Raw genomic sequence first — 10,090 nt, 5'->3', positions numbered from 1 at the left:
CTTTCTGAGCGCATATTCCATTGTGATTGTGGTTTTGTGGCAGATAGAGATTGGAACGCTTCTATCAATATCAAGCGTGAAGGATTGCGACTGTTAGTATAATCATAAATAGAGCATGGAACAGGCTTGATAGCTAAGTAAATTTCGTACCGTTAGGTGCGATTACCTTAGAAGCCCCCATCTCTAAGCGAAGCGTAGGTGGCGGGTAGTTCACGTAATCTTTATGTAAAAGGTGAGATCACAGAAGAGGAATATCTAAAAATCAAGAAGCTCATTGAGGAGTAGCGTCAAGATATTGCGCCTTTCATCGGAGAATTCTATAATGGGAATGAATAAAACCGAACCCGAGAGGAGTAATCTATGATACTAGAAGCAATGTGTCAAGCAAGCCCATCTTGGATGCAACGGATGGAAGCCGCAGGTACACCTATCTATGAATATGATGAGGAATGGCCTGTGACGATTGAAGTCAAGAATCATTCTGATTCCTTTGTTGAAGCGAGAGTGCTAGCAAAAGGTTCTGAACTTCACCTCTTTGTGATTAAATGTAGTCAAGGATATAAGCTTCAATGGAGAGATCAAAAATGGACACAACCTATTGATCGGTTAACTGATTTTACGAATGACAGTGCATTAGAAAAGGCAGATCCAAGTTGGGATCCATTTGCTGTCCAGTCGATTGCCACTGCTGTAAGGAAAATTGGCGAATCGTTCACAGCATTAAAAGAATAGTATAACCTAAGGCCGACTGATTAGTCTGCTTAGAGGTAGTAGTCCCCCTAATTGAGCCAGGGTGGACTACTATTTTTGTTGGGAAAAACGGCAACCAACATACCAAAAAAAGCTATTAGTGTTATTATCTTATAACTGAGCTAACGAAACACATTTGATTTCTTTAATTTGTTCATACCAAGCATCAATCGTTTTTCTAATAGATAAAAATCAACACTTGAAAAACAAAAATATAATGCAAAATACTCTCATATTTGATAAGTTTTAATTAATGGAAATAGTTACCTAAATGGTTACCTAAATAGTGGCGTTATCTACTATATTTTGATTTGTTTTAATAGATTTCTTTTCCCTTGAGAGGAGATGCTATTATGAGAAATTACGCAATAATCATTCCCGCCCTTAATCCTACAAATAGTTTGGTAGACTATGTTAAAAGCCTACTAGAAGAAGGTGCAGCACAAATTATCGTTGTCAATGATGGTAGTAAAGAAGAATTAGACGATATCTTTACGGAATTAAACAAAATTGAAGGATGTACCGTTTTAACGCATGAAACAAATCAAGGGAAAGGTAGAGCATTAAAAACTGCTTTTCAATATTATCTAGAATTTCATAAGGATTTAGAAGGTGTTATTACGGCAGATGCTGATGGACAACATTCACTGGAAGATGTTTATAAAGTAGCAAAAGCTATAGAAAATAGTGATCAAGGAATCGTTCTAGGGGTTAGGGATTTTAGCAAACCTAATGTTCCCTTCCGTAGCAATATTGGTAATAGAATAACTAGTCTTATTTTTCGACTTTTATTTGGCTATAAACTAGAAGATACGCAAACAGGATTGCGAGGAATTCCTAATAAAATACTTCCACAGATTCAGGAACTTAAAGGAGAAAGATACGAATATGAAATTAATATGTTAATTTATACAACAAAAATGAATATAAAGATCAGCGAAGTACCCATACAGACATTATATTTTAATAACAATGCTGGTTCTCATTATAAATCTATACTAGATTCTATCAGGGTTTTATCTATACTTATTTCTGGATTTCTACGAGAAAAATAGATTGTTGGTGATCGTTATGAAGAATCGTCATTATGGTATATTATTTAGAATCATCCGAGGTTTTATTCGAATCTTTTATCCCAGATATAAGGTTCTGGTTCCTGACCGAATCAACGGGCCCGTCGTGTATATCTCTCACCACCAAAATCTTTTTGGCCCATTTGTCACATTGCTTTGGTTTCCAAAATGTTTACATGCGTGGATCCTTCATGTTTTTCTTGACCAAGCTGCTTGTTACAAGCAATATGTAGATTATACGTTTACCAAAAGGTTTGGCTGGAATCGAAATCTAGCGAAAATGGTTGCTTTTCCTCTATCCTTTTTCATTTCAAAACTATTGAATTCTGGGAAAGGGATTCCTGTATATAGGGGTTCGCGAAAAATACTAGAAACCTTCCATCAAAGTGTAGAAGTCTTAAAAAGTGGACAAAGAATTGTGATTTTCCCAGATATTGATTATCGTGATCCCTCTTCAGAGGTCAAAGAAATGTATAAGGGATTTCTTTATTTAGAAAAGTATTTTTTTCAAGAAATAGGAGAACATTTGACCTTTGTTCCTTTGTATGTAAGTAAAAATAAACGACTGATCCTTGCAAATCGACAAATCTACTTTAGAGATGGGGAAGGGTTCAACGAAGAACGTAAAAGAATCGTTCAGGAGATCCATACAAATCTTAATGAGCTAGCAAAAAGATGTGGGGATCTAACTTAAGGAATATTTCTATCAGGATTAAAGCCCCAATTCTAATAAGAGATGGGATTTTTTTATAGGCCATTTTATTCATTTTTAATTATTTTGAATATTTTTAACAAGTTTATATTATATTGTTGTTAGGAATGCAAATTCCAAATATTGAAAAAGGAAGTGATTTTTTTGACAAAAAGAGTGATGATAATTCTTTTTGTAATGGTGTTTGTTTTAAGTTCAATCCCCATGGTTTTGGCACAGAATGAAAAACAACCAGTTAAGCACAAAGAGCTTCCTAAGCAAGTAGACAACAACAAAAACAAACTTTTTGACAACCTAGAAGAAATCATGAATAGAACAGATGAGCTGACTACTATTCCAGTCATCGTGATGTTAAATACGGATTTTCTAAGCAAGAAAAAAGACATGGAGAAAGCGATTGGCTTATTCAAGACAAAATTTGAATATAGCAAGGCTTTCCATGGATTTGCAGCAGACTTGAATAAAGGCCAAATTATTGCACTACAAAAGATGCCTTTTGTTCAACAGATTGAATATGATATGCCTGTTCAAGCAAGCATGGATACGGCGACAAATTGGTTTGGAGTGGGAAAAGCTAGAACTGATTTTGGACTTGATGGAGATCTAGATGGATCATTAACGACCTATTCAAAAAATGACGTAGTGGTTGCAGTAATTGATACAGGAATTGATGCAACCCATGTTGATTTAGACGGAGGAAAAGTGATCGGCTGGATGGATTTTGTCAGATCTAAAACAACTCCTTATGATGATAATGGTCATGGAACACATGTATCAAGTATTATTGCTGGTTCAGGTGATGGTAATGCGAACTACAAAGGCGTAGCATATGGAGCTGCATTGGTAGGAATCAAGGTGCTTGATCGTCGTGGAAGTGGTTCTATGAGTACTGTAGATGCTGGAATTGATTGGGCGATTCAGAATAAGGACGTTTACAATATCCGAGTCATTAATTTATCACTTGGCACTTCAAGCAGTTCAGATGGTACGGACTCTACTTCGATAGCTGTCAATAGAGCAGTTGCCAATGGTATTGCTGTAGCTGTTGCAGCAGGCAATTCAGGGCCAGCACAATATACGATTGGTTCTCCTGGAGCTGCTTCTGATGCCATAACAGTCGCTGCGATGGCGGATGTGGGAGAATATGGTTTTAATCTAGCCAATTTCTCAAGTCGTGGACCAACTGCAGATGGCCGTATTAAACCAGATGTTTCTGCTCCTGGATATAACATTACGGCTGCAGAAGCCAATTCTACAAATGGTTATATAACTTATAGCGGTACTAGTATGGCTACTCCTTTTACAGCAGGAGTAATTACTTTGATGATTGATGCAAAACCAACGATCACAACTAGTGAGATTAAAACGATCGTTACTTCAACAGCAAGTGATTGGGGACCAACAGCTGAAGACATTGATTATGGGAAAGGGCGCTTACAAGCGTATGATGCTATTAAGGTTGCAGGGAACTATAATGGAACAGCGCCAATCGTACCTTCACACCACTTTGTTAGTGGAAGTCTAAGTTCTTCAGGAGACAGTAACAATTGGATACTTAGTGTAACTTCTACTTCAGAACCAGTTGCGGTAACACTTGTCATTTCAGATTGGGTAAGTGGTTTCTTTGGTGGAAGTCCGGATTTTGACCTTTATGTCTATGATCCAAATGGAACATTGGTAGGAAAGGCAGAGGGGACTGAACGGCAGGAGTTAGTCACTTTTAGCCCAGGCGTAACAGGAGACTATACAATTAAAGTCGTTTCCTATTCTGGATCGGGAAATTACTTTTTTGATACAAGTTCCAATTAAATAGATTAAAAAAAGAGAACCAATGATTTAATTAAGAAGTCATTGATTCTCCATTTTTTTGTAAGCAGGGACGATTCTGCCAAAGATGCCTAGGAGGATTTCGCCAAGTCCTGCAGACATGAACACCAATCTTGGCCCAAACCATTGGGACAAGGTAGTACCACCGCCAATGGAAAGGAGAGAAATTGGACCAGTCAACGGTCCCATCACACCATAAACCCTTCCTCGCAAATCTTCTGGCACTTGATGTTGAATCAATGTTTCAATAACGACAGAGGATACAGCACCAATAATTCCAAAAAAGGCCCAAATAAATAAGGCAATGGGTAATTGGTCTGTCCAAGAGAACCAAACCACCATGACACCATCAAAAATCGTGGTCGCGAGTAATAGCTGAATTCCCCCGATTCTTTCAATCATCCATTTTGAGAGGAATGCTCCCATAAAGCCACCAATTCCAATCATCGAAAATAGGTAACCAGTAATTTGCTCAACATTTCCACCATGAGCCATGTATTTTTCTACATATAAAAAGGTAAGAGCCCCTTGCATGCTCATTACAAGGGTGAAAAAGATTTGAAAGATAAAGATATATTTTAAGATCGTTTTATTTACGATATAACGAATTCCCTCTTTAAAATCTTGCCACATTTGCTGCGATCTTTCTTTCTTTTCTTCCACAAAAGGAGGCGCTTTAATTCCAAGCGTCAATCCTGCAGCTAAGATGAAGGTAATCACATCAACTGTATAAGCCATTTTTGCACCTAAAAAAGCAACGACGAGCCCTGAGATGGCTGGCCTGAAAATTTGCATTGTACTATTCGTTAATGAAAAAAGGGAATTTAGTGTAACGTATTCTTCAGATTTTACTAATGTGGGTTGCAAAGCCCGTTTGGCTGGTTGGAAAAAATTTGCCACAATTCCATCGATAAACGCGATCAAGTAAATTTGCCATAATTGATCGGAAAAGAGAAGAAGAGAAATAATACCTGCCCTTAATAGATTACTGACAATCATAATTTTTTTACGATCAAAGCGGTCAGCAATAATTCCTGCGACAAAACCAAAAAGAATAGCAGGAGTAATTTCCATCATCATGACCATTCCAATATATAAATCTCGATCGGTTAAATGCATCACTTGTGCCATCATGGCAAAAAAAGTCAATGTAGATCCAATCGAATTAATTACTTCACTACTAAGCAATAACAGGACAGAGCGATTGCGAAATAGATTTCGATATTCATGCCAGTAAGTCATTGATCATTCCTCCGAAAAAAAATACTACGATTAAACGCGTTGTTTTGAATGTTTTTGCTGTTTTTTAATAGTATATATTAAAAACTTCTTATAAGCCTTAGTAAGGAGAGGTACCCATGAAATATGTAAAACCCTATATGGGATTGGTGAAACAACAATTAGCAGATGATATTATTACAGAACAAGGTCTTCTTTTGTTATCAAAGGGTCATATTTTGACAGAAGAAGATATAAAAGCAATCATCATTCGTCAAATTGATCGCATTGCAATTGAGGAAAAAAGAACTTCCATCAATGAATACATGAACCACCTTCAAAAAATGGATTCCGAATTTTATCAACTCTATGATACGTGTTTAACAACAGTTGAAGATCTATTTCAATCCGCTTCTAGGCAAGAGCGAATCGAACAGGATACATTATTCGAAATTTTTGATGATTTAATGTCCCATATGGTTTCGGTTCCCCATCTCTTTATCCAACTGAGAACGATTAAAGACATTGACCATTATACCATGCAACATTCCATCAATGTTGGGATCATTTCCGCCTTATTGGCAAGACTGATGGGATTAAAAGGGGATGAGGTCATTCGAATTGGTCATGCTGGGTTTCTTCATGACATTGGAAAAGCCTTAATACCCTCCTCTATTTTACAAAAACCAATTGTGTTAACAGATGTTGAATTTGAAACGGTAAAAAAACACCCACGGTTAGGATATGAAATTCTAGTAAAAAATGAGATAAAAGACCCCTTGGTCCTTACAGCAGCTTTAATGCATCATGAACGACTAAATGGAAAAGGTTACCCATTGAAAAAAGACGGTACTAATATTCCTCTCGTTGCTCAAATTGTTGCCATTGCAGATGTATATGATGCAATTTCTTCAGAAAGGGTTTACAAAAAATCTTTCTCTCCTTTCCATGCCTATATGGAATTACACCAAATCGCCTTTCAAGGAGAATTAAATGCTGCCATTGTTCTCAATTTCCTCCAATATATTTCCAAGTTGATGGAAGGGCAAGAGGTGATCATGAATGATGGGCAAAAGGCGACCGTCATTTTGGCAGACCCGTCTGAACCTCACAGACCTTTAGTTTCAATGAATGGCCAGTTTATTGACTTAAGAAAGGAAAGAAATCGATACATTCAAGAACTACTAATTCCTATGAAATATGAAACTTAGATGATATTTTTATCGTATAAGATAGTAAAACAATCTTCCTTCAGATGGATGTGAATTAGATGAACCGACAAAAGATTATCGAGCTAGTAATGAAACTAGTGGATTTAGCAAGGACAAGCAAGGGTAAAAGAAAGATTTATCGTGAATTTCCAAGAAAAATAAAAAAAACAGGGGGTATCCAAAACCTCATTCAGCAGCTTAAGGTGATGTATCTTTATTTTAAAGACCCTCATACAAGTAAAACAAAAAAAGGGATAATAGGAGCAGCATTGTTATACTTTATTATGCCCTTTGATGTAGTAAGCGATTTGATTCCTGTTTTAGGACTTGTGGATGATGGAATCGCTATCGCCATTGTTTGGTCGATGGTAGAAAAAGAATTAAGGCAATATGCACAACAGTTAGATAGCGACATTATCGATATTACCTCGGAAGTAGAAATCATCGAAGAAGAAAAATAGAACAAATGGCTGATCTGCTTTTATACACGAAGTAACACCATTAAAATAGCAGATAAAGCAGCTCTAGCAGGAAGCGCAGCAATTCCTTCAATCACCCCAACTGAGGTAACTTGAACGTGAACAACAGTTATTAAAAATAAGGAATTAATGTTAAAAAGAAAGGGGTTGGATAAGAATCCCCTTCCGATTACCTTATGATTTACTCTTAAAGAAGCTTATCTTTTAGTTTTTTTATGATATCCTCAGTCATTTTCTCTAAATCATATGCTACCTTAAAACCCCATTCTTCTTTTGCTGATGAGGCATCTATTGAATTTGGCCAGCTATCAGCAATAGATTGTCTGATTGGATCTACCTGATAATCTAACTTGAAATGAGGAATATACTTTCTAATGGCTTTGGCAATTGCCTCAGGATCAACACTCATTGCAGTTACATTAAATGAATTACGATGCTTCAACTTAGATGCATCTGCTTCCATCAAATCAATAATCGCGTTTAACGCATCAGGCATATACATCATATCCATAAAAGTCCCTTTGGCAATATAGGAGGTATATTCACCTTTTTTTACGGCATCATAATAAATCTCAACCGCATAATCGGTTGTACCCCCTCCTGGAGGGGTAACATAGGAAATTAATCCTGGGAAACGTAACCCTCTTGTATCTACACCAAATTTCTGATGATAATAATCGCTTAGTAACTCACCAGTTACTTTATTTATACCATACATCGTCGTTGGTCTTTGAATGGTGTTTTGAGGAGTAAGATCTTTTGGAGTTGTAGGACCAAAGGCGCCGATAGAGCTAGGCGTAAAAAATTGCGTTTTTAATTCCCGCGCTACCTCTAGAGCATTTAAAAGACCGTCCATGTTAATTTTCCAGGCAAAAAGTGGTTTAGCTTCAGCTGTTGCGGATAACAAGGCAGCAAGGTGGATGACAGAATCCACCTGATAACTTTTGGCGATTTCATACATCCGCTTTCCATCTGTAACATCAAGGAGCTCAAAAGGCCCTGATTTGACGACATCTGCTTCTGTTTCTCGAATATCAGTTGCTACTACATTGTCTTCTCCATAGGTATCTCTAAGCTTTTGAATTAATTCAGAGCCGATTTGGCCTAATGCCCCTGTGACTAAGATTTTTTTCATGAAAGAATCCCCATCTCTTTTCCGATCTTTTCATAGATTGTTAATGCTTGGTCTAACATTTCTTTACTATGTGCTGCTGTAGGCATATTTCTGATTCTACCTGTTCCCCTAGGGACAGTTGGAAATACGATTGATTTCGCATATACACCAGCTTCATAAAGCTTTTTACTAAACTCTTGTGTTTTCACTTCATCGCCAATAATGACTGGTGTAATTGGCGTTTCACTATTTCCGATATCAAATCCTAAGGATTTTAATTTCTTCTTCAAATAGTTTCCATTTTCCCAAAGACGATTATTTAACTCAGTACTGTTGATTAGAATCTCAATTGCTTTTATGCTTGCAGCGACATCCCCAGGTGTTAGAGAGGTAGAGAATAAGAATGGTCTACTCCTTACCTTTAACCAATCAATAAGTTCCTTTTTACCTGCAACATATCCACCTACGACACCAATTGCTTTTGATAATGTCCCAATCTGGAAATCAATTTTATCTGATAAGCCAAAATGCTTGACTGTTCCTGCACCTTTGCCCAATACACCGGAGCCGTGCGCATCATCTACATAAGTAATTAAACCGAATTCCTCTGCAATTTCTACAATTTCAGGTAGCTTGGCAATATCTCCATCCATCGAGAAAACCCCATCGGTAATGACCATGACTTTATTGTATTGGCCAGATTCAGTGGCTTCTTTTGCCTTTGCCCTTAAATCGTCCATATCAGAATGCTTAAAGCGAATAATCTTTGCCCCTGATAAACGACAACCATCTATGATTGAGGCATGATTTAGTTCATCAGAAAGGATTGCATCATTCTTGTCCATCACTGCCGATATAGCTGCCATATTACAATTAAAACCTGATTGATAAGCAATTGCTGCTTCTGTATGCTTAAATTCTGCTAACTTTTTTTCTAGCTCGATATGAATTTCTAATGTACCGTTAATCGTTCTAACAGCTCCTGCACCGACACCAAACTTTTCAATTGCTTGATGCGCCGCTTCTTTTAACCTTTCATCGGTAGCCAATCCCAAATAATTGTTGGAAGAAAGATTGATCAACTCTTTTCCAGCAATTTTAATGATTGGTCCATTTGGACTTTCTAAAGGATCGATCACATTATAAAGACCCCTACTTTTTAAATCCTCTAGATTTTGCTTCAAAAAATCATCTAATACCTTGCTTGCCATAATTCATCCCTCCATTACATTTGTCCTCTGTGTGTGAACAAAATTTATTTTGCATGTCCATTTGTTTCAGTATTCTTCACTAATAATGTATCATATTCTACTTAAAATGTTTATACGTGAGAGACAGTAAAAAGAAAAATCTTTTTCATTTATTTATCATACAGCCCTTTTTATACATGTATAATTACGAATACATTACTTCGTTGTGGTGTATTAACAGATGTATGGGATCTTGGCTGAGAAATATTTTCCAAATTTCCTATCAGAAAAAATAAAATTGAATAGAATAAAGTATCAGTGTGAACTACCCGCCACCTACGCTTCGCTTAGAGGTGAGGGCTTCTAAGGTAATCGCACCTAACGGTACAAAATTTACTTAGCTATCGAGCCTGTTCCATGCTCTATTTATGATTATACTAACAGTCGCAATCCTTCACGCTTGATATTGATAGAAGCGTTCCAATCTCTATCTGCCACAAAACCACAATCACAATG

11 protein-coding genes are annotated in these 10,090 nt (G+C 36.9%); 8 read left to right on the top strand and 3 right to left on the bottom strand.

Going from position 1 to position 10,090, the window contains the following annotated elements:
* From BEN26_RS13385 to BEN26_RS13360, 6 genes are all read left to right on the top strand, one after another.
* The coding region (locus tag BEN26_RS13385; protein WP_181482303.1) for a zinc ribbon domain-containing protein at nt 1-102 on the top strand (102 nt) is incomplete at its 5' end.
* Nucleotides 103-198: 96 nt separating this feature from the next.
* Nucleotides 199-285 carry an SHOCT domain-containing protein gene (locus BEN26_RS14360; RefSeq protein ID WP_181482304.1) on the top strand — a complete coding sequence of 29 codons (87 nt, stop codon included), beginning with the start codon at nt 199-201 and terminating at the stop codon, nt 283-285.
* A 75-nt stretch (nt 286-360) separates the two neighbouring features.
* Nucleotides 361-732: a hypothetical protein gene (locus BEN26_RS13375; RefSeq protein ID WP_069799610.1), complete on the top strand. Its 372-nt coding sequence runs from the start codon at nt 361-363 to the stop codon at nt 730-732.
* A gap of 371 nt (nt 733-1,103) precedes the next feature.
* Nucleotides 1,104-1,805 carry a glycosyltransferase family 2 protein gene (locus tag BEN26_RS13370; protein ID WP_069799612.1) on the top strand — a complete coding sequence of 234 codons (702 nt, stop codon included), beginning with the start codon at nt 1,104-1,106 and terminating at the stop codon, nt 1,803-1,805.
* 16 nt (nt 1,806-1,821) lie between these two features.
* Nucleotides 1,822-2,517 carry a lysophospholipid acyltransferase family protein gene (locus tag BEN26_RS13365; protein WP_069799614.1) on the top strand — a complete coding sequence of 232 codons (696 nt, stop codon included), beginning with the start codon at nt 1,822-1,824 and terminating at the stop codon, nt 2,515-2,517.
* Nucleotides 2,518-2,679: 162 nt separating this feature from the next.
* Nucleotides 2,680-4,344, top strand: a complete 1,665-nt coding sequence (locus tag BEN26_RS13360) for a S8 family serine peptidase (RefSeq protein ID WP_255421913.1) — start codon at nt 2,680-2,682, stop codon at nt 4,342-4,344.
* Between the two features lie 39 nt (nt 4,345-4,383).
* Here BEN26_RS13360 and BEN26_RS13355 read toward each other — a convergent pair whose 3' ends face one another.
* Nucleotides 4,384-5,604, bottom strand: coding sequence for an MFS transporter (locus BEN26_RS13355; protein WP_069799616.1), 1,221 nt, complete (start codon nt 5,602-5,604; stop codon nt 4,384-4,386).
* 116 nt (nt 5,605-5,720) lie between these two features.
* On the opposite strand from BEN26_RS13355, the gene BEN26_RS13350 reads away from it, so the two are divergent.
* The gene (locus BEN26_RS13350) at nt 5,721-6,791 is read left to right on the top strand and encodes an HD-GYP domain-containing protein (RefSeq protein ID WP_069799618.1); all 1,071 of its coding nucleotides are present in this window, start codon (nt 5,721-5,723) and stop codon (nt 6,789-6,791) included.
* Nucleotides 6,792-6,850: 59 nt separating this feature from the next.
* Entirely contained in the window at nt 6,851-7,252 is a 402-nt protein-coding gene (locus BEN26_RS13345; RefSeq protein ID WP_069799620.1) for a YkvA family protein, read from the top strand.
* Between the two features lie 205 nt (nt 7,253-7,457).
* Here the strand turns inward: BEN26_RS13345 and BEN26_RS13340 are convergent, their stop codons facing one another.
* Nucleotides 7,458-8,405, bottom strand: a complete 948-nt coding sequence (locus BEN26_RS13340) for an L-threonine 3-dehydrogenase (RefSeq protein WP_068725003.1) — start codon at nt 8,403-8,405, stop codon at nt 7,458-7,460.
* Complete coding sequence (locus BEN26_RS13335; RefSeq protein ID WP_068725000.1) at nt 8,402-9,595, bottom strand: glycine C-acetyltransferase; 1,194 nt, start codon at nt 9,593-9,595, stop codon at nt 8,402-8,404. Before BEN26_RS13335 ends, BEN26_RS13340 begins: the two co-directional genes overlap by 4 nt.
* Nucleotides 9,596-10,090 lie beyond the last annotated feature (495 nt).

This window comes from Tepidibacillus sp. HK-1 (assembly GCF_001748485.2).
GTDB lineage: Bacteria > Bacillota > Bacilli > Tepidibacillales > Tepidibacillaceae > Tepidibacillus_B > Tepidibacillus_B infernus.
This window is presented reverse-complemented; position numbering and strand designations above follow the sequence as displayed.

Excerpts from the sequence above, each read along its gene's own strand:
- BEN26_RS13365 (WP_069799614.1), top strand. The coding sequence starts at position 1,822 with ATGAAGAATCGTCATTATGGTATATTATTTAGAATCATCCGAGGTTTT.
- BEN26_RS13350 (WP_069799618.1), top strand. The coding sequence starts at position 5,721 with ATGAAATATGTAAAACCCTATATGGGATTGGTGAAACAACAATTAGCA.
- BEN26_RS13355 (WP_069799616.1), bottom strand. The coding sequence starts at position 5,604 with ATGACTTACTGGCATGAATATCGAAATCTATTTCGCAATCGCTCTGTC.
- BEN26_RS13375 (WP_069799610.1), top strand. The coding sequence starts at position 361 with ATGATACTAGAAGCAATGTGTCAAGCAAGCCCATCTTGGATGCAACGG.
- BEN26_RS13335 (WP_068725000.1), bottom strand. The coding sequence starts at position 9,595 with ATGGCAAGCAAGGTATTAGATGATTTTTTGAAGCAAAATCTAGAGGAT.
- BEN26_RS13345 (WP_069799620.1), top strand. The coding sequence starts at position 6,851 with ATGAACCGACAAAAGATTATCGAGCTAGTAATGAAACTAGTGGATTTA.
- BEN26_RS13340 (WP_068725003.1), bottom strand. The coding sequence starts at position 8,405 with ATGAAAAAAATCTTAGTCACAGGGGCATTAGGCCAAATCGGCTCTGAA.
- BEN26_RS13370 (WP_069799612.1), top strand. The coding sequence starts at position 1,104 with ATGAGAAATTACGCAATAATCATTCCCGCCCTTAATCCTACAAATAGT.